Raw genomic sequence first — 21,860 nt, forward strand, 5'->3', positions numbered from 1 at the left:
TCGCCTGTCGGGCTCACTGCGCGGTGTGACCGCCGTCGACGGGCAGGGCCACGCCGGTGACGTAGCTGGCGGCGTCGCTGGCGAGCCACAGGACGGCGGCAGCGATCTCCTCGGGCCGGCCGAGGCGGCGCAGGGCGACGCCGGCGGCCGCGGCATTCCGGTCGAGCTCACCGCGCGCGGCCATCTGGTCGACCATCGGGGTTTCGACGGTACCAGGGCAGACGGCGTTGACGCGGATCCCGAGCGGGCCGTACTGCAGCGCCACGCTCTTGGTCTGGCCGATGACGCCGTGCTTGGTGGCGTGGTAGGTCGCTCGGCCGTCACCGCCGACGAGCCCGCCGAGCGAGGAGCAGTTGACGATCGCGCCCGATCCCTGCCGGCGCATCTGCACCAGCTCGTGCTTCATCGCAGCCCACATGCCGCGCAGGTTGACGGCGACGATGCGGTCGAACGCCTCGGCGGTCTCGTCGGCGGAGTCGACCGGCGGCATCATGATGCCGGCGTTGTTGAAGGCCATGTCGAGCCGACCGAAGGCCTCGACCGTCTGCCGCACAGCGGCTTCGACATGGGCCTCGTCGCTGACGTCGCAGCCGATCCCGATCACGCGGCCGTGCCGGCCGTCGATCTCGTCGGCGAGCGCCCGGGCGCCCTCCCCGTCGAGGTCGAGCACGGCGACGGCAGCGCCGGCCGCGGCGAAGGCGCGGACGGTGGCGGCTCCGATACCGGTGCTGCCGCCGGTGACGAGGGCGACCCTGCCGGAGAAGTCATAGGTGAGCATCGTGGTTCGTGGCCTCTCGGTCGGTGACGGGTGGGAGGTGCGTGCGGTGGTGGGTGCGGTGTCAGGGGACGACGTCGACGGTGACCCGCTCGCCCTCGAGCAGGGCGAGCTGGTCCCGGTCGGCCTGGTACGTGCCCAGGTGCAGTGTGGCGTCGGAGTAGTCGACGCCGCTGGTGTCGTAGTAGAAGCCGAGGTTGCCCCAGGGGGTGAAGTAAATGAGGTCTCCGTCCTCGGGGTCGGACCCTGCGGTGCCCTCGTAGGCCAGTTCACGGGGTAGGTAGGCGATCTTCTCCGCGCCGGCGTACTCCTCCACTCCGAGCTCCAGCGGCAGCATCGACAGGAAGTCGCGCGTCGCGGGGCTGTCCTCGCCGATGGTGACGTCGACGCTGGTGCGCTCGGAGGTGAACCGCACGACCGTCCCGACGACCTGGTCAGGCGAGGCATCCGCCGTCGAGGTCGGCGCGGGGACCGAGGTCGTGGGCGGGGCGGCGACGGGCGACGTCGACGGTGCCGCCGGCTTGCTACCTGAGGTGACGGCCGCCGGCTCGGTGCCGCCGGCGCATCCGGCGAGACCAACGATCAGGGCGGCGGCGGCCGCCCGCAGCCCGAGCCGACGGACCGCACCGGGAGTCCTCATGCCTCACCCCCTGCGGTGTACTCCTCGTTCGTGACGTGCCGCAGCCAGGTGACGACCTCGCCGTCGTCGTCGGCCTGCTGCATCGCGACGTGCGCCATGAACCGGTCGGGGGTGGCGCCGTGCCAGTGCTCCTCGCCGGATGCGATGTGCACGACGTCGCCGGGTCGGATCTCACGGACGCCGTCCGCCCTCGTGGCGACCAGCCCGATGCCGTCGGTGACGTAGAGGGTCTGGCCCTTGGGGTGGGTGTGCCACGCGGTGCGGGCGCCGGGCGCGAACCGCACGTGGGCGCAACCGACCGCGGAGTCGTCGTCGGGGGTGCGGATGCCGTCGACGAGCACGGTGCCGGTGAAGTTGTCGGCCGGGCCCGGCGTCGTCTGCCCGCTGCTGGTCGTGAGTCGCACTGTTGTTCCTCGTCTCTCGTGATCGGTCAGTGGGTGAGTAGGACCTTGGTGGCGCGGCGCTCGTCCATGGCGCGGTAGCCCTCGGCGGCGTCCTCGAGGGGGAGGGTGAGGTCGAAGACCCTGCCGGGGTCGATCTCGCGGTCCCAGATGCGCCGGATCAGGTCGGGCAGGAACCGGCGGACGGGTGCGGGGCCGCCGTGCAGGTGCACGCCGGAGAAGAACAGCTCCTGGCCGTCGAGCGAGACGTCGTGGGAGACGCCGACGAAGCCGACGTGGCCGCCGGCGCGGGTGGCCTGGATCGCCTGCGTCATCGCCTCCTGCGTGCCGACGGCCTCGATGGTGCTGTGGGCGCCGAGGCCGTCGGTGAGCTCCTTGATGCGGGCCACGCCCGCCTCGCCGCGCTCCTCGACGACGTCGGTGGCGCCGTAGTGGAGGGCCAGGGCCTGCCGGTCGGCGTGGCGGCTCATCGCGATGATCCGCTCCGCACCGAGCTCGCGGGCGGCCAGGATCCCCAGCAGCCCCACCGCGCCGTCACCGACGACGGCGACCGCCTTGCCGGGCCCGACCTCGGCGGCGACGGCGGCGAACCAGCCGGTGCCCAGGACGTCGGACGCCGCGAGCAGCGACGGGACCAGGTCGGGGTCGGGGTGCCCTGGCGTGGCCACGAGGGTGCCGTCGGCGAGCGGGACGCGGACGTACTCGGACTGGGCGCCGGTGGCGGCGCCGGGCTGGCGGTTCACGCAGTGCGTCTGGTAGCCGGAACGGCAGATCTCGCAGGTGTTGTCGGAGGCGAAGAACGAGCCGACGACGAAGTCGCCGACCTGCACCGTGCTGACGTCGGCGCCGATCTCGGTGACGACGCCGACGTACTCGTGGCCCATCGGCTGGTCCTCGACGGGCTCGGCGCCGCGGTAGGGCCACAGGTCGGATCCGCAGATGCACGAGGCGCTCAGGCGCACGATCGCGTCGGTGGGCTCGACGACGGTGGGGATCTCGCGGTCCTCGACGCGGACGTCGCCCGGGGCGTGCATGACGACCCCGCGCATGGCGGACGGGCGGGGCTCGGTGGTGGTGTCGGTGGTCATGGCACCACCCTGCGCGGGTCGCGCGCGCCCCGGAAGTCCCTGCCGTGGGGTGTACCAGCAGGGCACCCCTCGGCGTTCGGACACCGCCTACCGTCGTGATCGGAGCCCGGAGGTCGGGCGGGATGTGGGGTGGGTCGTGGTCGCGGTGCGATTCGTGTCGGTGCTCGACCGACCCGGCGACTTCGGTGGGACGCTGGACGAGGACGACCCGGTCGCAGCGGCAGTCGCCGCGCGGTTGCCGCTGCGGCTGAGCCTGCGCGACCACGGCGGCGTCGAGAAACTGTCCGTCCTCGACCCGCCGCTGGTGGTGCCGGGTGCACAGCGCAGCGACTCACCCGGTCCCGGCGACATCGGCTACTACGCGCCGGGACGATGCCTGGTGCTCTACCACGGTCACGTCGGCAGCTGGCCCGGGCTGTACCGGGTCGGCCGGTTCGACCTCGACCCGTCCCTGCTCGCCCAGGTCGAGGACGGCACCGTCCTCGACCTGACCCACGGGCGGTCCTGATGGCGCGGGTGCTGGTGACCGGCGCGGCGAGCGGGCTCGGGCTCAACGCCGCCACCGACCTGGCCGCGCAGGGCCACGACGTGGTCGTCCACGTCCGCGACCGGTCGCGGCGCCCCTCTGACCCTCCGGGGCTCAGGTGGGCGGACGTGGTCACCGGCGACCTGTCCGACCTCGACCAGGTCGCCGACCTCGCGCGTCAGGCGGACGCGTCGGGCCCGTTCGACGCCGTCATCCACAACGCCGGGGTGATGGAGCCGCACGACGTCGCCACCGTGAACGTGCTCGCCCCGTACCTGCTGGTCGCGTCGAGTGCGCCGCCCGGACGGCTGGTGTTCCTGAGCAGCGGGATGCACCGCGGCGGGTCGACCGACGTGCGCCGGCTGGCCTCGGGTGCAGCGACCTACTCCGACACCAAGCTATGGGTCACCGCCCTCAGCCGCGAGCTCGCTGAGCGCAGGCCCGGCACCGCCAGCCACGCCGTCGACCCCGGTTGGGTGCCGACCCGGATGGGCGGGCCCGGCGCCCCCGACGACCTGCGGGCCGGCCACCGGACCCAGGTGCGGCTGGCCGTCGGTACCGACCTCGACCCGGCCACCGGCGGCTGCTGGTACCACCAGCGCACCCAACGGCCCCACTCGGCGGTCGAGGACGTGGCGTTCCGTACCGAGCTCGTCGACGAGCTCGCCCGGCTGACCGGCGTCACGCTCGAGGCGTTCGTCGCGGCGTGAGGGGTGCCACCGCAGGGAACCCCAGGCCACGGGACCGCGACCTACGCTGAGCGCGTGGACAACCGAGCCGAGGTGCGCGAGTTCCTGATGACCCGTCGTGCCCGCCTCACGCCCGAGGCGGCTGGCATCGTCGGGGGAGCGAACCGGCGGGTGCCCGGGCTGCGACGCAGCGAGGCCGCCCAGCTGGCCGGCGTGAGCGTGGAGTACTACGCCAAGCTCGAGCGCGGCGCGATCGCCGGTGCCTCCTCGTCGGTCCTCGACGCCGTCGCGACCGCGCTGCAGCTCGACGACACCGAGCGGGCGCACCTGCTCGACCTGGCCCGCGCGGCCGACGGCATCCCCACCTCGGGACGGTCCCGCCGCCGCACCTCGCGTCCGACCCCACCGCGTCCGAGCCTGCAGTGGGCGCTGTCGGCCGTCACCGACGGCATCGCGTTCGTCCGCGACCCCCGGCAGAACCTGCTGGCCGTCAACGACCTCGGCCGCGCCTTCTACTCGCCGGTGATCGGCGACGGAGGACGCACGCCGAACCTGGCTCGGTTCCAGTTCCTCGACCCGGTCGCTCGCGACTTCTACCCGGACTGGGACCGGTTCGCCGAGATGTGCGTCGCCGTCATCCGCGCCGAGGCCGGACGCGACCCGCACGACCGCGGCATCCAGGACCTGGTGGGCGAGCTCTCCACCCGCAGCGACACCTTCCGCACCCTCTGGGCGCGCCACGACGTGCGCACCCACGGTGCCGGCACCAAGCGGTTCCACCACCCCGTCGCCGGTGAGCTCGTCCTCGCCTACGAGGAGCTCGCCGTCACCGCCGAACCCGGCAACGTCCTGCTGGTCTACACCGCCGAACCCGGCTCACCCTCCGCTGAGCGCTTGCGCCTGCTGGGATCCTGGGGCGCCGAGCGGCAACCCGCCGGGGTCCCGGTGGTGGGCTGATGCGCTACGCCAGGCTCGGTCAGACGGACCTCGAGGTGTCCCGGATCTGCCTGGGCACAGCGACTTTCGGGGTCGCACCGCTCGCCCGGGACGCCGAGCGGATGGTCGGCGCCGCGATCGACCTCGGCATCACCTTCGTCGACACCGCGGACGTGTACGGGCACATGCCGACCTTCGACCGGCCGGGCGCGCCACCGGCGGCGCAGCGGGAGCCGGCAGAGCTGATCCTCGGCCGGGCCCTGCGCGGTCGTCGCGACCAGGTGGTCGTCGCCACCAAGTCGGGCGAACCCACCGGTCCCGGACCGGACGAGCGCGGCCTGACGCGTCGCCGCGTGGTGGCCCAGGCCGAGGAGAGCCTGCGCCGCCTGGGCACCGACCGCATCGACGTCTACTACGCACACACCCCCGACGCCACCACCCCGCTCGAGGAGACCCTCCTCGCCTACGACGACCTGGTGCGGGCGGGCAAGGTGCGGCACGTGGCCCTGTCCAACCACCCGGCGTGGCAGGTGGCGCACGCCCTGTGATCGCCGACACCACCCACCGTCCTGCACCCGTCTGCGTGCAGGTGAAGTACAACCTGGTCGACCGGACCGCAGCGCGAGCTGGTGCCCGCCTGCACGCGTCTCGGGCTCTCGGTCATCCCCTTCGCGCCGCTGCACGGTTGGTTGCTGGCCGGCGCCCCGGGACTGCGAGGGGTCAAGGGCGATGCGAGATTCGGAGGGGCCGGCTTCACCGACGCGGAGCGCGGAGTCGGTGAGGCCGTCCAGGGTCTGGCGGACCGGTGGGGCCTCGCCGCTCCCCAGGTGTCGCTGGCGTGGCTGCTGTCACGGCCGGCGGTCGCCTCGGTGATCGTCGGTGCCGAGAACCTCGAGGAGCTCAGCGCCAACGCCTCTGCCGCCGACGTGGCACTCGAGGCGGCCCAGATGGATGCCGTGTCGACGCTCAGCGCGGGCGGCGTCTAGCGTCAGCACGACGCGACAGCAGTGACGTCGGGACGGCAAGGAGATCGTTCTGCGACCCTGCTCTTCGCGGCCTGGCAGCCAGTTGCTGCATGACCCGAGGCGCTCACGGTGCGCTCACGGAAGTCCCGGCACGACCCGGTAAAAGGCGGAGGAGGCGACACGCCCCGGACAGTGTTTCCGCAGGTCACGGCCTTACGCGGCTCTCGACGGTACGAGCCGGACGGTCTGCGTGTTGGCTGTCAATCGGACGGTTACTGGTTCGAGTCCAGTCGCGGGAGCCCGTCTGAACTGCAGGAATGCTCCGTCGGCCATCGCTGGCGGGGTTTCCTTATGTCGTGTGCGCTAACACGTGCTCACATCCGGCCGTCCCGCGCGCCCGTCGGGCGTGCCGCGCCGTGTCATCTGGTGCCGTCGCGTGCAGCCATTCGACGTTGGCCAGCGTCCCGGTGGGTGGGTCATGTGCTTAGTCGTGGTGGCAGGTGCCGGGCGGTGCCGGGACTCCGCATCGCGTGCGGCCGACGACCGTCCGATTTCGCGTCGGGTGCACGTGAGGGGCCGGCGAGCGACACGCGGTCACCACTTCCTCGACCGTGTTCGCGATCGCCGGCCCGCCCTGACGTCTGGCCAGGAGGTGGCAAGACCCAGCTACTCCTCGACCGCATGCTCGTCGCCGCTGGGCTCCCGACGGAGGAGGACCCCGGACGGGTCTGGGCCAGCCACGCGACGAAGTAGAAGGGACGACGACGCGCGGGGCCGCGCCGCAACGGCAGGTCGTCAGGATCCGTCAGGGATCGGGCGCCGTCGGTCCCGCTGCCAGGCCGTGCATGAGAAGGTCGGCCATCTCGGTGTAGGCCTGTCCCGCGCTGAGTCCGGTCGGGCTCAGCAGGGCGCCGGATTGGATGCCCTGGATCGCCAGTGCCACCAGCTGTCCGGCGAACGTGCCGTCGACCGCGCGCATGGTGCCGGTCTGGACGCCGGCGTCGATAAGCTCTCGTACACGGCGGGCTGCGGCGTCGGAGTTGGTGGCGTAGACGATGGCGGTCGGGGCGTAGCCGACCATGTCGGCGTAGAAGGCGGGGGAGCACCGACCCATCGCGGTGCCGACCCCTGCGAGGTAGGTGGAGATCCGGCGCCGTGGGTCGTCCACGGCCGCCACGGCCCGTTCGACCTGCTCGGTGGACTGCTTGAAGAAGCGCTTGGTCAGGGCGATGACGAGCTGCTCCTTGCTGCCCGCGACGCTGTAGAGAGTCGCTTTCGAGCAGTGCAGGCGACGAGCCATGTCGTCGACGGTGAGTGCGGTGAAGCCCTCGAGCAGCACCAGGTCCTCCAAGGACGACAGCAGTTCTGCGCGTCGCTCCTGGTCCACTCGACGTCGGCGCACCGAGGTCCCCGGCCCCCCGTGGGGTGGCCGGGGCCTGACCGAGCCGCCCGCGGTCACCATGGCCTCCCTCATCGGTGCGTCACCGGGACACGGTAGCGAGCAATCGGCACTTCATCCTGCGGCTCGCTGTCCAGCAGGGTATTGACATGGGTACGAACGTACTGCGTATCGTACCCATAACATCGAGTTGCCGAGCGTCCACCGAGGAGCGTCCAGTGCCGTCATCTGCGCCACCGTCCAACGACGCCGCCGTGGCGGCTCGTGTCCTCGAGCTCCGCGACCGGTTCGCCGACCTGACTGCCGACGTCGCAGCGCTGGTGTGCGACGACCACCCCGCCGCCGGCGTCGCGCTCACTGTCGTCGGCCAGGACCTCACCCCCACCGTGCTGACGTACGGCGAGCTCGCCGAGCGTTCCACCCGCCTCGCCCGCGCCCTCTCAGACCTCGGGGTGGGTCGCGGCGACCGGGTGGCGTCGCTCATGGACAAGAGCGTCGACCTCGTGGTGCTGATCGTGGCGACCTGGCGACTGGGCGCCGTGTACGTGCCGCTGTTCACCGCGTTCGCCCCGCAGTCGATCGCTATGCGCCTGGAAGGATCCGGCTGTCACGTCGTCGTCGTCGACCCCGGCCAGCGTGACAAGCTCGTCCCCGGTCCGGACCTGGCGGAGGACGCCCAGCGCCGGATCCTCGTCACAGGCCATGGCGCACCCGAGCACCCTGGCGATCTGCTGCTCACCGAGGTGATCGGTGCCGCGTCGTCGGAGCCGCTGCCCCGGGTGGCCGTCGGCGGGGACGGCCCGCTGGTGCACATGTTCACGTCGGGGACGACGGGCAAGCCCAAGGGTGTGGTGCATCCGGTGGCCTACCTGGCCGGCTGGCAGGTCTATCTCGAGCTCGCGCTCGGGGTCACCGAGGAGAGCACCTACTGGTGCGCTGCCGACCCCGGGTGGGCGTACGGCCTGTACTCGGCGATCGCCGCGCCGCTGACGGCCGGGGTGGCGACCATGTTGGTGTCCGGCGGGTTCTCCGTCGAAGGCACCTGGAAGGTGCTGTCCGACCACCGGGTCACCGACTTCACCGCCGCACCCACCGTCTACCGCGCGCTGCGCTCGTCCTCGGTGCCCGTTCCTGCGGGTCTCACTCTCGCGCGGCTCTCGAGCGCCGGCGAGCCATTGACCCCCGAGGTCAACGAGTGGGCCGGTGCCGCGCTCGGCCTGCAGGTCCACGACCACTTCGGTCAGACCGAGGTCGGCATGGTGCTGGCCAACTGCCACCACCCTGACCTAGCACGGCCAATGAAGGCAGGCTCGATGGGCCGCGCCATCCCCGGCTGGGAGCTCACGGTGCTGGCTGAGGAGTCGGACGAGCCGGCAGGTCCAGGGGTGCTCGGGCGGGTGGCCGTGGAGGTCGCGGCGAGCCCGGCGATGACCTTCACCGAGTACCAGACGCCGGGGCAGGCCGACTCCCGGTTCACGGCCGACCGCCGCTGGTACCTCACCGGGGACGCCAGCCGGGTCGACGCCGACGGCGACTTCTTCTTCTCCTCGCGCGACGACGACGTCATCATCATGGCCGGCTACCGGATCGGGCCGTTCGAGATCGAGTCGGTGCTGTCCCAGCACCCTGCCGTCGCGGAGTGCTGTGTGGTCGCGGCCCCCGACGAGGTCCGGGGTGAGGTCATCGAGGCGCACGTGGTGCTGCGGGACGGTGTCGCCGGCGGTCCTGAGCTCGTGGTGGAGCTGCAGCAGCTAGTCAAGACCCGCTACGCCGCGCACGCCTACCCCCGCACGGTGCACTTCCGCGACGCGTTGCCCAAGACCCCCAGCGGGAAGGTTCAGCGGTACCTGCTGCGCAACCGTCGAGCCACCACCTCATGACCGCGTCACCCGTGCTCGTGGAGCAGCGCGGCGAGGTCCGGTGGTTGACGCTGAACCGGCCGGCCCGGCGCAACGCGCTGGACGGTCCGCTCATCGCCGCCCTCGACGAGCAGGTGACCGCCGCTGACGCCGACCCGCACACCGCGGTCGTCGCGGTCGCCGGGGCCGGCCCGAGCTTCTGCGCCGGGGGGGACTTCCACCAGTTCCTCGCGCTGGACCGTGATGGCACCCACCCCGTCCGGTTCCTCGAGGCGGTGTCGCGTTGCTTCACGCGCATCACCACCGCAACCACGCCGTGGGTCGCCGTCCTGCACGGGCACGCCGTCGCAGGCGGGCTCGAACTGGCCTTGGCGTGCGACCTGGTGGTCGCCGCGGACACCACCCTCATCGGCGACGGGCACCTGCGCCACGGGCTGCTGCCCGCCGCCGGGTCCAGCGTCCGGCTGCCCGCCGCCGTCGGCCACGCCTTGGCCCGCCGCCTGCTGCTCACCGGCGAGCTGCTCCCCGCCACCGCCTTCACAGCCAGCGGCTGGCTGGACCAGGTCGTGCCCCGAGCCGAGCTGGAGGACACCGCGATGCGGGTCTGCCGGCAGCTCGCCGCCACCGCCGGCCCCGCCCAGTCCGCCCTCAAGGGCCTTCTGCGCGAGATCGCCGGCACCGGGCCGGAGGTCGCGCTGCGGGCCGAGCTCGACGCGTTCGCCTCCAACTGGAGCACCCAACCGGTCAGCGCGGCCCTGGAGGCGTTCCTGACCCCCAGCACTCCCGGAGGACCGTGATGACGGCGCGCTACGAAGGCAGAGTGGTCGCCGTCACCGGGGCCGCCCAGGGACTCGGTCTGGCGATGGCGCAGCGGTTCGCTGCGGAGGGCGCCACGGTCGTCCTGGCCGATGTCAGCGAGCAGGCACTCGCCATCGCCGGACAGGGCATCCGGAAACAGGGCGTCACGGTCCGCACCGACGTCCTCGACGTCACCTCCTCGGCCGGCGTCGACGCCTGGGTCGTCGCGGTACAGGCCGACACCGGCGGTATCGACGTGCTGATCAACAACGCCGGCATCATCCGGGACAACCGCATCGAGGACATCACCGACGAGGACTGGCGTGCGGTCCTGGACGTCAGCCTCGGCGGCTCGTTCTACTGCGCCCGCGCCGTCTTCCCCGGGATGAAGGAGCGCGGCTACGGCCGGATCGTCAGCTTCTCCTCCATGTCGTGGCGGGGGAACTTCGGCCAGTCCAACTACGTCGCTGCCAAGGCCGGCATCGTCGGCCTCACCCGCACCCTGGCTCTGGAAGGCGCCCGGCACGGCATCACCGCCAACGCCATCGCCCCCGGCCTCATCGAGACGCCGATGCTGGACTCGATGAACGGCCCCGCCCGGGACAAGCTCACCGCCAAGATCCCGATGCGCCACACCGGCCGGCCGGCCGACATCGCTGAAGCCGCAACGTTCCTCGCCTCCGAAGCCGCCGGCTACATCACCGGCGTCGTCCTCGACGTCGACGGCGGCATCTCGATCGGCTCTTCCATCCGCTGATCAACCCCCAGCACTGCCGGCACGAGAACGGTCCCGACACACCCCCAGTCGCACCAGTGATTCTCAACGAGGAGAGACCTGATGACTTATGTCTACGAGCGCAACGTCCCCATGACCACACGGGACGGGGTGACCCTGCGCGCCAACGTCTGGCGCCCACTGGAAGGGAAGGCACCCACACTTCTGGTCCGCCATCCTTACGACAAGGAAAGCGCCCAGATGGCCGGCGGCCCGACCAGCTCGGTCCCCTCCCTCCTGTCGTTCGTGAACGCCGGCTACGCGGTGGTCGTCCAGGACGCTCGTGGCGCCTTCCAATCCGATGGCGATTTCACTCCGAAGGTGAACGAGATCGCCGACGGGGAAGACGTCATGGCGTGGCTGGCCCAGCAGGACTGGTACGACGGCGCTGTCGGCGCCTACGGCGCCTCGTACTTGGGCATGACTCAATTCGCCCTCGCCCTCGGTAGCAACCAGGGCCTGAAGGCGATCGCGCCCACCGAGACGTCGGCCAACTGGTACTCAGGACTCTGGTACTCCCAGGGCGGCGCGCTCTGCCTCAGCCTGATGACCTTCTGGAACGCCTTGATGTTCGCGAACGCCGAGCAGCGGTCTCTCCAGCGTGGCGAGACGTCCGACCCCGCGACGCTGATGCGCATCGGCGGAGCCATGCTCGACCTGATGGCGCTCAACGACCCGACCCCGGTGGCGTCACGACCGGTGCTAGGCACCGGTCGCTGGCTCGACGACTGGCTGGCTCACCCCGACTTCGACGACTACTGGAAGGCCCAGGACTGGTCCAGGCGGCTCAGCGAGATCACGGTGCCGGTGCTGGAGATCGGCGGCTGGTACGACCTCAAGGTGCACGAGCAGGCCGCCGACTTCGTCCGCATCCGAACCTCCGCCGGTTCCGAGGACGCCCGGGATCGGTCCCGGCTGGTCATCGGCCCCTGGGACCACATCAACCTCACCGGCCAGTACCCCGACCGTTACTTCGGAATGCTCGCTGCCGAGGACCTGGGGCCCGTGCACATCCAGTTCTTCGACCAGCACCTCAAGGACGCGCCCCCTGCAACACCGGCCCCCCGGGTGCGCATCTTCGTGATGGGCATCGACCAGTGGCGTGACGAGACCGACTGGCCCCTGCCCGACACCCAGTACACCGACTACCACCTGACCAGCGGCGGTTCCGCCAACACCCGGGACGGTGACGGCAGCCTGCAGCGGGACGCCCCAGGCACCCAAAGCAGCGACGAGTTCCGGTACGACCCCCGGGACCCGCTGCCGACCGCCGGAGGCGCGCTGCTGCCGCCGCTCCCGGGTCTGGTGGGCCCGGTCGACCAGCGCGTGGTCGACGGGCGCGCCGACGTCCTCTGCTACACCGGCCCGGTCCTCACCGATCCCGTGGAGGTCACCGGGTTCGTCGAGCTGAAGGTGTTCGTCTCGGCCAGCACCGTGGACACCGACATCACGGCCAAGCTCGTCGACGTGTTCCCCGACGGCCGTGCGATCAACCTGTGCGACGGCATCCTCCGGCTGCGCTACCGCAACAGCCTGTCCGAGCCTGAGCTCATGACACCTGGGGAGGTGTACGAGGTGACCGTGCCGATGTCGGTGACCTCGAACGTGTTCCTGCCCGGCCACCGGATCCGCCTCGACGTGTCGGGCAGCAACTTCCCGCACTACGACCGCAACTCCAACACCGGCGGGCTCATCTCCTCCGAGGCACTGGAGGACATGGTCGTCGCCGACACCACCATCCACCACGGTGGTGCCCGGCCCAGCCGGCTGGTGCTCCCGGTCATCGACCGCTGACCGCCGCTCGCCGCCCCTCGCGGGTCCTGCTCCCACGCGCGGACCCGCGGGAGGCGATGGGGGAGGTGCAGCAACGGGCCCCAGATGTCTGGCAGTTGTCGGCTCGAGGAACGCGGCGGATGGTCGGTATGGCTCATGCGCTCACAGTGCGCTCACGGCAGTCCTGGTACGAACCCGTAGAAGGCGGCGGGGGTGACACGCTCCGGACGGTGTTTCCGCAGGTCACGGCCCTGAGTGACCCATAGCGGCACGTGCCGGACGGTTCGCGTGCTGGCTGTTAATCGGACGGTTATTGGTTCGAGTCCAATCGCGGGAGCCCGTTCTGACCTGCAGGTATGCACCTCAGGCATACCCCTACCGACCGCCATGACGTCAAGTGCGCTCACATGCGCTAACGAACGACGTTCGCCCGGCAGCCCGTACACGTGTCGGGTCATGCCATCTCATGCCGAATTGAACCGATGAGTTCGCCGCCGCCGCCGCTCGCCATGTGGCTCGCGGTACGTGATGGGGCGCCTCGTGTCGCTTCGTGCCAGACGGCTACACGTCGTTCGGGCGGTGGCCGTCCGATTTCGCGTCGGATGCCGTTCAGAGCGTGGTGTCTTCTGACCACGACATCGTTCGGTGCGAGGCGGCCCCGCCCGCACGGGTGCGAGCGGACGGTTCGTCGAGGACGCTGGCAGGTCAGCCGTGCGGCTGGCCGGTGGACGCACTGGTGCCGCCGTCCACCGGCAGCACGACGCCGGTCACGTACCGGGCCGCTTCACTGGCTAGAAACAGCACGGCCGGGGCGATGTCCTCGGGCCGACCCGGCCGTCCGAGTGCGATTCGGTCGAGGAAGGGGGCCAGCGACTTCTCGTCGCGGCCCATGTCCGCGGTCATCTCGGTGAGGGTGAAGGCCGGTGCGACCGCGTTCACGCGCACGCCGTCCGAGCCCCAGTCCAGGGCGAGAGAGCGGACGAAGTTGGATACGGCGGCCTTGGTGGCGTTGTAGGCGGCCTGGCCCCAGTCCCCGCGGTCCCCGGACACCGAGGACACGGCGACCAGGTTGCCGCCGGAGGCAGCCAGGTGCGGCAGTGCCGCCTTGGCCAGGTGGAAGAACGCGTCGACGTTCGTGGCGCGCATGGCCTCCCAGTCGTCGTCCTCGAGCTTGGTGATCGGGCCCGAGGTGTGCACGCCTGCGTTGCTGACCACGACGTCGATGCGTCCGAACCGCTCGACGACGTCGGCGATCACCCGGCGGACCTGGGAGCCGTCGGAGAGGTCCGCCGGCAGGGCCATCGTCCGGTCGGCGGGGTGGTCTCGGAGAGCCTGCTCGAGCCGTTCGCGACGGCGTCCTGTGATGGCCACGCTGGCGCCGGCCTGCAGGAAGGCGGCGGTGATCGCACCTCCGATGCCCGAGCCGCCACCGGTGACCAGGACGACGGCGTCGGTGAAGTCGAATCGCGCCTTCTTCATCTGAGTGCTTCCTGTTCAGGGGCCGGGGCGTGCGGGGGAGGAGTCGACGGGTGACCGTGTGGGCGCGTCTGCGGCGGCCCGGCACGCCTGTCGGCAAGGACGTGGCGGTCTGCTCGACAGAGCCTGCCCGCTCGTCCGCGTCCGTGCCCGCCAGGAGGGTGGCAAGGCACCTGCAGGACGTTCACCCACCACGGAAGGGAGCTAGCGCCTGTATCTCCTTCAGGTCGACGACGAGGGGGACGGTGTGCCGGCGGCGCGCCGCGGTTCGGAGGGGTTGACAGCGCCCCACCTTCACTAGATTATCGATAATCTAGTGCCGCAGCGAGGCGGCCAGGGTCGAGGAGGATCCGATGGGCCAGACGACGATCGCCACCTTCTTCGGTGACGACGAGTTCCCGGTCGAGTTCGAGGACGGGCAGCGCGAGCTGCTGTGGGTGCACGACGACCTGCACATCCCGAACCCCGTCTCGCCGATGTACGCCGACATCGGCGGCTGGTGGCTCAAGTGCGACTACATGTTCCGCCGGTTCGGAACTCCGTTCGCCTCGGACTGGATCTCCAAGATCATCAACGGCTACGTCTACACCGCGGCCATCCCGGCCGAGCCCGGGCTGAGCGCCGAGACCTCGGAGTACGGCGCCCGGTACACCCCCCGCACGCCGATCGACGAGAGCTACCCGGCCGAGATCGGCGGCTACCTGGGCTGGACGCTGCCGTACTACGCCGAGAACTTCCTGCACTGGTGGCGCGAGCGTCTGGTGCCCGAGATGACCCGCAACTTCGAGCGGTTCGACGGCTACGACTACGACGGCGCGTCGCTCGTCGAGCTCGCCGTCCTGCTCGAGGACGCCATCGACATGCACGACCGGCACTGGTCCATCCACTGGGTGCTGAACTTCGCCCAGTTCTCCTCCACGATGGGACTGAACGCCGTCATCGCCGAGGCCAAGGGCGAGGGCGACCACAGCGCTCTCATGGGTCGGCTGCAGTCATCCACGACCAACCGCAACTGGGACTCCATCGAGGAGCTGTGGAAGATCAAGGAGAACATCAAGGCCGACCCCGACGGCGCCGTCGCCGCCGCGTTCCGCAAGCCCACCGCCGCTGACGTCGTCAGGGAGCTCGAGTCCACCGACGCCGGCCGCGCCTTCCTCGCCGAGGACATCGAGGGCTACTCGAAGGAGTTCGGTTACAAGTCCATGTACGCCCACGAGTTCTCGTTCAAGACCTGGCGCGAGAACCCCGCGCCGATCATCGAGGGTGTGCGCGGGTACCTGGAGGCGGACTACGACTACCCGGCCGAGATCGCCGCTGTCGCCGAGGACCTCGAGGCGGCCAAGGCAGAGGTGCTCGCGGGCGTCGCCGACGGCGAGGTCAAGGACCGCCTGGTGCAGGCGCTCGACCTGAGCCTGCGGATGAACCCGCTGACGCCCGACCACCACTTCTACATCGACCAGGGCACCAACGCCCGCGTCCGGCTGGTCCTCGTCGCCATCGGCCGCAAGTTGGTCGAGCAGGGCAGGCTCGGTGACCCCGAGGACGTCATGTACCTGCGGTACAACGAGCTGCGGGTGCTCATGGCCGGCAGCAACTCCTTCGACGCGGAGGACCTGGTCGGCGACCGCCGGGACGAGCGCGAGACCGCCTACGAGCTGCGGCCCCGCGACTGGGTCGGCACTGCGACCGAGGAGAACGTCGCGTTCCCGTACCTGTCGCTGTGGGCCTTCCCCGAGAAGCTGCACCGCAAGCCCTCGACCACCGAGGGCGAGGTGCACGGCCTGGCGGCGTCGGTCGGGGTCGTGGAGGGCACCGCCCGGGTCGTGCTCTCGCCGGAGCAGTTCCAGGAGGTCCAGGCCGACGAGATCATCGTGTGCCGCATGACGAGCCCGGCCTGGGTCGTGCTCTTCACCAAGATCGGCGGTCTGGTCACCGACGCCGGCGGCATGGCCTCTCACCCGGCCGTGGTCTCGCGGGAGTTCGGCATCCCGGCCGTGGTCGGCACCTCCGACGCGACCCGGCGGATCAAGACCGGCGACCGCGTCCGCGTCAACGGCGCCACCGGCGTGGTGCAGGTGCTGACGTGACGCTCGAGCGCACGGTCATGCGCGAGCAGATCCGCGACCTGATCATCGAGCGCATCCTCGACGGCACCTACAAGCCCGGCGACCGCATCGTCGAGCTCCAGCTCGTCAACGAGCTCGGCGTCAGCCAGGCACCGGTCCGCGAGGCGCTGCGCGACCTGGAGGCGATGCGCTTCGTGGAGTCGCAGCCCTACAGGGGTGCCCGCGTACGGGCGGTGTCGATGGACGAGCTGGCACAGACGTACCCCGTGCGGGCGGTGCTGGAGGAGCTCGCGGGTCGACTGGCAGCACCGCTGGCAGGTCCGGAGCTGATCAGCCAGCTGGAGGTCGAGGTCCAGGGCATGCGACGGGCCGCTCGCGGCCGCGACCAGCACGGCCTGCTCGTGCACGACGCGCGCTTCCACGAGCTGATCGTGGAGGCGGCGGCGAACGAGGTGCTGCTCGACACGTGGAGCGGGCTGCGGATCGAGGCCTTCACGCTGGTGAGCGTGGTGACCTCCCACCTGGACCTGTCGGCGATCGCCGCCACGCACGTGCCGATCCTGGACGCGCTCCGCAGCCGCGACGCCGAGCTCACCGGCAAGGTGCTGCGGGAGCACATCACCTCGTTCGGCGACCTGCTCACCGGAGGACAGCCATGACCGACCAGCCCGGCACGCAGCCGGTCGTCCTGGCGTTCGACGACGAGCGCTGCCGCGACGTCGACCTCACCGGAGGCAAGGGCGCCAGCCTGGCCGGCATGACCCAGGACGGGCTACCCGTACCGCCCGGATTCGTCATCACCGCCGCCGCGTTCCGTGACGCGGTGGACTCGGACGCCCTGCTGCAGCACATCAAGGCGCAGGACCTCGAGGCCGCCCGAGCCGTCGTCAAGGCCTCCCAGCCACCGGCCGAGGCCATCACCGAGGCCTACCGCGCGCTGCCCGCGGGCCCTGTGGCCGTGCGGTCCTCGGCCTGCGCCGAGGACAGCGAGGACGCCTCGTACGCCGGGCAGCAGGAGACGTACCTGTTCGTCCAGGACCTCGACGACGTCATGGTCAAGGTGGTCGACTGCTGGTTGTCCTTCTTCAGCGAACGGGCACTGTTCTACCGCGAGCACAAGGGTTCACTCGACGACCTCAACATGGCCGTGGTCGTCCAGCAGATGGTCGACGCCACCAAGGCCGGTGTCATGTTCACCGTCGACCCGGTGAACGGCCGTCGCGACCGCGTCATCGTCGAGGCCGCTCCGGGTGTCGGCGAGGCCGTCGTCTCCGGCGAGGTCACACCCGACTACTACGCGCTCGACCGCAAGGGGCACGTCAAGAAGTCCCGCATCGTCGACCAGCCGGTGCTGTCCGACGACGAGCTGGTGCGCCTGGTCGAGATGGGTCTGCGGCTGGCAGAGCTCAACGGCGGCCCGCAGGACATCGAGTGGGCCTACGACGACACCGGTCTGTACATGCTGCAGTCCCGCCCGGTCACCACCGTCTGAAGGGGAGCTTCCTGGTGAAGTACGTGACCTACGACCTGCCCGGCCAGTCGGCGCGCGTCGGCTTCCTGGACGGCGACCGGGTCGTGGACGCCGGGTTCGACGGCGACATGGTCGAGTTCATCGCCGCCGGCGCGCCCGAGGCACCAGGCGGCGGGACGATCGATGGCGCGAGGTTGCTCGCGCCACTGCGGCCACGCACGCTGCGGGACTTCCTGACGTTCGAGGGGCACCTGAAGAACGCCTTCGCCGGCCTGGGCAAGGAGATCCCGCCGGAGTGGTACGAGGTCCCCGCCTACTACAAGGGCCTGCCCGACACGGTGATCGGCCCGGACGCGCAGATCCCGTGGCCCCGCTACACGGCCAAGCTCGACCACGAGCTGGAGCTCGCGGTCGTGATCGGCACCGAGGGGCGGGACATCGACGCCGCCGACGCCGACCGCCACGTGTTCGGGTACACGATCTGGAACGACATGTCCGCTCGCGACGTGCAGGTGCGCGAGCTGCCGATCGGCATGGGGCCGTGCAAGGCCAAGGACTGGGACGGGTCGAACGTCCTGGGCCCGTGCATCGTCACCCCGGACGAGCTGGACCCCACCGACACCCGACTCACCGTCCGCGTCAACGGCGAGCAGTGGGGGAGCGACACCACGGCCCACATGCACTTCGGCTTCGGCGACCTCATCGCCTACGCCTCGCAGGACCTGATGCTGCGCCCCGGCGAGGTGATCGGGTCGGGCACCGCCGCGGGCGGGTCGGGCCTGGAGCTCGACCGGTGGCTGCAGCCCGGCGACGTCATCGAGATGGAGGCTGCCGGTATCGGTGTCCTGCGCAACACGATCGGACCGCGACCGCACTAGCGGCGCCGCCCGGGGTCCATCGAGCACGACCGGTCGCCGTCCGGCGCCCGGCACCACGAAGAAGGAGCATGGACATGGCGTTCGTCGTCGCAGCGATCTGGAAGGCCAAGGAGGGCGAGCAGGGCCGCGTCGAGGAGGTCATCAGGAAGATGACGCCGCTGTCGCGGGCCGAGGAGAAGAACCTGTACTACCAGGCGCAGGTGTCCCCCGAGGACCCGCGCACGTTCTTCCTCTACGAGCAGTACGTCGACGAGGCCGGCTACGAGGAGCACAAGGCCACCCCGCACTTCCAGGAGAACGTGTTCGGCTACATCATCGAGTACCTCGAGGAGCGGCAGGTCTCCACGTACCAGACGATCGATGTCTGATCCGGTCACGCTGCTGCTGCTGCGGCACGGGGAGGTCGCCTCGCACCGGGGCGACGTCCCCGTGATCGCGGCCGGCCGTGCCGCCGCCGAGGACGCGGGTCGCGCCCTCGCCAGCGCCGCAGGTCCGGTGTCGCTGCTGTTCGGCGGCACGCGTCGGACCCGCGAGACGGCGGAGAGCCTGGCGGCCGGGCTGTCGGCCGGTGGTGCCACCGACCTCGTCGGACCGCAGGACTGCTTCGCCCTGCGCAACCCCGACCTGTACGTGGCCGGAACGCGGGTGTCCATGGTCAGCTCGGCGCCGGCACTGGCCGAGCAGGTGCCCGGGATGAGCGCGGAGGAGGCGGCGCGGCACCCGTGGTTCGAGGCGTTCTTCGGCTCCGAGGACCGCATCGGCTGGTGGATGCGCCACCCGGCGCCGCCCGGCGAGACCGCCGACCTGCTGGTCACCCGGTTCCGCCACTTCGCCGCCAGCCTGCTGGACGACGGCCCCCACCGAGACCGCACCGTCGTCGGCGTCACCCACTCGCCGGCCATCCGGGCCGTGCTGCACGCGAGCACCGGACGCGACCCGGGCGAGCCCGGCTACGTGACCGGCGCCCGCCTGCGCATCACCAGCCCGACCGAGATCGACGTCAGCGCCTTCGACCCCCAGCGCACCTGAGGACACCGTGACCGCCACCCCACCCACCACCATCACCACGACCAACCCTGCGACCGGGGCCCGGCTCGCCGAGTACACCGCGATGACCGCCGAGGAGCTCGACACCGCGGTGCAGCGCGCCTCCGACGCACAGGCGGACTGGGCGCGGCACGACCTCGCCGACCGCTGCGCCGTCCTCACCCGGGCCGCTGCGACCCTCCGCGAGCGGGCCGAGGAGCTGGCCCAGCTGGTGGTCGCCGAGATGGGCAAGCCGGTCACCGAGGCGCGCGGAGAGGTCGAGAAGTGCGCCTGGGTGTGCGACTACTACGCCGAGCAGGCGCCCACGATCCTCGCCGAGGAGGTGGTCGAGGCCGCCGGATCACGCAGCTTCACCAGCTACGAGCCCGTCGGCACGGTCCTGGCGGTGATGCCGTGGAACTTCCCGCTGTGGCAGGTGCTCCGGTTCGCCGCCCCGGCGCTGGTCGCCGGCAACGCGGCGCTCCTCAAGCACGCGCCGAACGTGACCGGCACCGCCCTGGCGGTCCAGGAGGTCCTGGGGGCCGCGGGGCTGCCCGACGGCGTGTTCACCACGCTGCTGGTCGCCGAGGCCGACGTGCCCGACGTCGTCGCCGCCCTGGTGGCGGACCCGCGCATCCACGCCGTCACCCTGACCGGCTCGAACCGGGCCGGAGCCGGTGTCGCCGCCGCCGCCGGCACCAACATCAAGAAGACGGTTCTGGAGCTCGGCGGGTCCGACCCGTTCGTGGTGCTGGACGACGCAGACCTGGACGTCGTCGTCCCCAAGGCGGTGACCGCGAGGTTCATCAACAGCGGGCAGAGCTGCCTGGCCGCCAAGCGGTTCATCGTGCACCGCAGCATCGCCGACGAGTTCGCCCAGCGACTGGCCGAGGCCGCCGCCGCCCTCGTCGTCGGCGACCCCACCGCCGAGACCACCCAGGTCGGCCCGCTCGCCCGCCCCGACCTGGCCGACGCCCTCGACGCGCAGGTGCGCCAGTCCGTCGCCGACGGCGCCCGCGTCCTGACCGGAGGGACGGCACACCCCAACGGGCCCGGCTGGTACCAGCCGACCGTCCTGGCCGACGTCCGCACCGACATGGCCGTGATGAGCCAGGAGACCTTCGGCCCGGCCGCGGCCGTGATCGCCTTCGACACCGACGACGAGGCGGTCGCGCTCGCGAACGCCACCGAGTACGGGCTGGGGGCCAGCGTCTGGGCGACCGACGTCGACCACGCACTGCGCGTCGGACGCCGCATCCAGTCCGGGGCCCTGTTCGTCAACGCGGTCGTCGCCTCCGACCCGCGGCTGCCCTTCGGCGGCGTCAAGCAGAGCGGCTACGGCCGCGAGCTCGGTACCGCCGGGGCGCGCGAGTTCACCAACCTCCGCACCACCGTGATCGCCTGACCCGATCGCCCGACCCGAGAGGACGACAGATGCAGACCGACATGCAGCAGGTCACCGAGAACGTGTGGACCAACACCAAGCTGCGCGGGTGCAACCCGAGCCTGGTCCGGACGAGCGACGGGGTCGTCGTCATCGACACCCCCCAGCTGCCGACCCGCGCCGCCGCCATGCGAGCCGACGCCGAGGCGCTCGGACCGATCCGGTACGTGGTGAACACCGAGCACCACGTGGACCACATCTTCGGCAACTACTGGTTCCGAGGAGCCGGCCCGATCGTCCACCACCAGGGCGTGGCCGACAACTTCATGGAGGTCACGCCCTCGCTGGACTCCTTCGACTACGCCCACGAGGCCGTCCCGACCGACGACCCGGACGGGGAGGCCATCTTCCCCGACCGCGACACGTACTTCGCCGACCCCGGGCGCGCCGACATCGTCTTCACCGGTGACCTGACCCTGCAGGTGGGAGAGCACACTTTCGAGCTGCTGCACACCCCCGGTCACACCCCCGGGCAGGTCGCCGTCCACGTCCCGCAGGAGCGGGTCGTGTTCACCGGAGATACGATCTTCTCGGAGTGCCAGACCTGGCTGATGGGATCCAACGTCACCCAGTGGCTGACTGCCCTCGACCGGATCGCCGGCCTGGACGTCGACTGGGTCGTCCCCGGCCACGGCGAGGTCGTCACCATCGCCTACCTCGCCCGCCAGCGCAGCAACCTGATCGACTGGGTGCAGGCCGTCGCCGACGCCGTCGCCCGCGGCTGGAGCCGCGAGGAGACCGTGGCCAAGGTCAACTTCGCCGACCGCTACCCCGTCGACATCGGCCAGGGCTACATGATGGACCACATCCAGACCCTCAACGCCGGTTCCCTGTGGGACAAGCTCACCCAGGCACGACCGGCCTGACCCCTCACC

General features: G+C 71.1%; 21 protein-coding genes and 1 pseudogene. 16 read left to right on the forward strand and 6 right to left on the reverse strand.

The genetic code is table 11. The features are described from left to right. Positions 1-13: 13 nt before the first annotated feature. From ACYVKY_RS06310 to ACYVKY_RS06325, 4 genes are all read right to left on the reverse strand, one after another. Positions 14-778 carry an SDR family NAD(P)-dependent oxidoreductase gene (locus ACYVKY_RS06310; RefSeq protein WP_460434120.1) on the reverse strand — a complete coding sequence of 255 codons (765 nt, stop codon included), beginning with the start codon at positions 776-778 and terminating at the stop codon, positions 14-16. Positions 779-839: 61 nt separating this feature from the next. Continuing rightward, positions 840-1,415: a cyclophilin-like fold protein gene (locus tag ACYVKY_RS06315; protein ID WP_460434121.1), complete on the reverse strand. Its 576-nt coding sequence runs from the start codon at positions 1,413-1,415 to the stop codon at positions 840-842. Continuing rightward, positions 1,412-1,819 (reverse strand): cupin domain-containing protein, encoded by a 408-nt coding sequence (locus ACYVKY_RS06320; RefSeq protein WP_460434122.1) that lies wholly within the window; start codon positions 1,817-1,819, stop codon positions 1,412-1,414. The genes ACYVKY_RS06315 and ACYVKY_RS06320 overlap by 4 nt, the downstream gene beginning before the upstream one ends. Positions 1,820-1,845: 26 nt before the next feature. Then, positions 1,846-2,865, reverse strand: a complete 1,020-nt coding sequence (locus ACYVKY_RS06325) for a zinc-dependent alcohol dehydrogenase family protein (protein ID WP_460434169.1) — start codon at positions 2,863-2,865, stop codon at positions 1,846-1,848. A gap of 175 nt (positions 2,866-3,040) precedes the next feature. Here ACYVKY_RS06325 and ACYVKY_RS06330 point away from each other — a divergent pair, with 175 nt between their 5' ends. From ACYVKY_RS06330 to ACYVKY_RS06345, 4 genes and pseudogenes are all read left to right on the forward strand, one after another. Continuing rightward, positions 3,041-3,412, forward strand: coding sequence for a cyclophilin-like fold protein (locus tag ACYVKY_RS06330; protein WP_460434123.1), 372 nt, complete (start codon positions 3,041-3,043; stop codon positions 3,410-3,412). Further along, positions 3,412-4,140 carry a Rossmann-fold NAD(P)-binding domain-containing protein gene (locus ACYVKY_RS06335; RefSeq protein ID WP_460434124.1) on the forward strand — a complete coding sequence of 243 codons (729 nt, stop codon included), beginning with the start codon at positions 3,412-3,414 and terminating at the stop codon, positions 4,138-4,140. The genes ACYVKY_RS06330 and ACYVKY_RS06335 overlap by 1 nt, the downstream gene beginning before the upstream one ends. A 54-nt stretch (positions 4,141-4,194) precedes the next feature. Beyond that, positions 4,195-5,076 (forward strand): helix-turn-helix transcriptional regulator, encoded by an 882-nt coding sequence (locus ACYVKY_RS06340; protein ID WP_460434125.1) that lies wholly within the window; start codon positions 4,195-4,197, stop codon positions 5,074-5,076. Positions 5,077-5,111: 35 nt separating this feature from the next. Continuing rightward, positions 5,112-6,041 (forward strand): annotated as a pseudogene (locus ACYVKY_RS06345) (aldo/keto reductase). 784 nt (positions 6,042-6,825) lie between these two features. Here the strand turns inward: ACYVKY_RS06345 and ACYVKY_RS06350 are convergent. Continuing rightward, on the reverse strand, positions 6,826-7,482 hold the full coding sequence (locus tag ACYVKY_RS06350) for a TetR/AcrR family transcriptional regulator (RefSeq protein WP_460434126.1): 657 nt from the start codon (positions 7,480-7,482) through the stop codon (positions 6,826-6,828). A 191-nt stretch (positions 7,483-7,673) separates the two neighbouring features. Here ACYVKY_RS06350 and ACYVKY_RS06355 point away from each other — a divergent pair, with 191 nt between their 5' ends. From ACYVKY_RS06355 to ACYVKY_RS06370, 4 genes are all read left to right on the forward strand, one after another. Continuing rightward, a complete protein-coding gene (locus ACYVKY_RS06355) occupies positions 7,674-9,299 on the forward strand; it encodes an AMP-binding protein (RefSeq protein ID WP_460434127.1) in 1,626 nt (541 codons plus the stop codon). Then, positions 9,296-10,075, forward strand: coding sequence for an enoyl-CoA hydratase/isomerase family protein (locus tag ACYVKY_RS06360; protein WP_460434128.1), 780 nt, complete (start codon positions 9,296-9,298; stop codon positions 10,073-10,075). Before ACYVKY_RS06355 ends, ACYVKY_RS06360 begins: the two co-directional genes overlap by 4 nt. Then, positions 10,075-10,833 (forward strand): SDR family oxidoreductase, encoded by a 759-nt coding sequence (locus ACYVKY_RS06365; RefSeq protein ID WP_460434129.1) that lies wholly within the window; start codon positions 10,075-10,077, stop codon positions 10,831-10,833. Before ACYVKY_RS06360 ends, ACYVKY_RS06365 begins: the two co-directional genes overlap by 1 nt. 111 nt (positions 10,834-10,944) lie before the next feature. Then, a complete protein-coding gene (locus tag ACYVKY_RS06370) occupies positions 10,945-12,645 on the forward strand; it encodes a CocE/NonD family hydrolase (RefSeq protein WP_460434170.1) in 1,701 nt (566 codons plus the stop codon). Between the two features lie 684 nt (positions 12,646-13,329). Here the strand turns inward: ACYVKY_RS06370 and budC are convergent. Beyond that, complete coding sequence (budC, locus tag ACYVKY_RS06375) at positions 13,330-14,103, reverse strand: SDR family NAD(P)-dependent oxidoreductase (protein WP_460434130.1); 774 nt, start codon at positions 14,101-14,103, stop codon at positions 13,330-13,332. Positions 14,104-14,453: 350 nt separating this feature from the next. Between budC and ACYVKY_RS06380 the strand changes: the two genes are divergently transcribed. The 8 genes from ACYVKY_RS06380 (at position 14,454) to ACYVKY_RS06415 (ending at position 21,851) form a co-directional block, all read left to right on the forward strand. Beyond that, a complete protein-coding gene (locus ACYVKY_RS06380; protein WP_460434131.1) occupies positions 14,454-16,187 on the forward strand; it encodes a PEP-utilizing enzyme in 1,734 nt (577 codons plus the stop codon). Further along, positions 16,184-16,825 (forward strand): GntR family transcriptional regulator, encoded by a 642-nt coding sequence (locus ACYVKY_RS06385; protein ID WP_460434132.1) that lies wholly within the window; start codon positions 16,184-16,186, stop codon positions 16,823-16,825. The genes ACYVKY_RS06380 and ACYVKY_RS06385 overlap by 4 nt, the downstream gene beginning before the upstream one ends. Continuing rightward, on the forward strand, positions 16,822-17,658 hold the full coding sequence (locus ACYVKY_RS06390) for a PEP/pyruvate-binding domain-containing protein (RefSeq protein ID WP_460434133.1): 837 nt from the start codon (positions 16,822-16,824) through the stop codon (positions 17,656-17,658). Before ACYVKY_RS06385 ends, ACYVKY_RS06390 begins: the two co-directional genes overlap by 4 nt. A 14-nt stretch (positions 17,659-17,672) precedes the next feature. Then, entirely contained in the window at positions 17,673-18,515 is an 843-nt protein-coding gene (locus ACYVKY_RS06395) for a fumarylacetoacetate hydrolase family protein (protein WP_460434134.1), read from the forward strand. Positions 18,516-18,589: 74 nt separating this feature from the next. After that, positions 18,590-18,883, forward strand: coding sequence for a putative quinol monooxygenase (locus ACYVKY_RS06400; RefSeq protein ID WP_460434135.1), 294 nt, complete (start codon positions 18,590-18,592; stop codon positions 18,881-18,883). After that, complete coding sequence (locus ACYVKY_RS06405; RefSeq protein WP_460434136.1) at positions 18,876-19,544, forward strand: histidine phosphatase family protein; 669 nt, start codon at positions 18,876-18,878, stop codon at positions 19,542-19,544. The genes ACYVKY_RS06400 and ACYVKY_RS06405 overlap by 8 nt, the downstream gene beginning before the upstream one ends. 7 nt (positions 19,545-19,551) lie before the next feature. Next, positions 19,552-20,946 (forward strand): NAD-dependent succinate-semialdehyde dehydrogenase, encoded by a 1,395-nt coding sequence (locus ACYVKY_RS06410; RefSeq protein ID WP_460434137.1) that lies wholly within the window; start codon positions 19,552-19,554, stop codon positions 20,944-20,946. A 29-nt stretch (positions 20,947-20,975) separates the two neighbouring features. Beyond that, the gene (locus tag ACYVKY_RS06415) at positions 20,976-21,851 is read left to right on the forward strand and encodes an MBL fold metallo-hydrolase (RefSeq protein WP_460434138.1); all 876 of its coding nucleotides are present in this window, start codon (positions 20,976-20,978) and stop codon (positions 21,849-21,851) included. The last annotated feature ends 9 nt before the right edge of the window (positions 21,852-21,860 follow it).

The organism is Angustibacter speluncae (assembly GCF_054777815.1).